Genomic DNA, 232 nt, shown 5'->3' on the forward strand with positions numbered 1-232 from the left:
TCTGGCGCCGTATATGCCCGAACTGCTGGTCGACATCACCGCCTGGACCTCGACTGCCGCCGAAGCGGTACTCGGCGTCGCACTGCTGCTCGGGGTCGCGATGCGGTGGACGGCCGCGGCGGAGATGATCGACGCTGAGTACGTGCGCGCGTTCCGGCGACAGCGCCAGCAGCGCCGCGGCGGCGGCCGCGCTGAACACCGAGGCGTTCAACGGTGATTCGGGGCCCGAGAA

1 protein-coding gene is annotated in these 232 nt (G+C 70.3%); it reads left to right on the top strand.

Features of this window, described 5'->3' with window-relative positions:
* On the top strand, positions 1-217 hold a 217-nt coding region (locus GV790_RS30395), incomplete at its 5' end, for a hypothetical protein (protein WP_218586512.1).
* Between the last annotated feature and the right edge of the window lie 15 nt (positions 218-232).

This window comes from Nocardia cyriacigeorgica, from assembly GCF_010858045.1.
GTDB lineage: Bacteria > Actinomycetota > Actinomycetes > Mycobacteriales > Mycobacteriaceae > Nocardia > Nocardia cyriacigeorgica_E.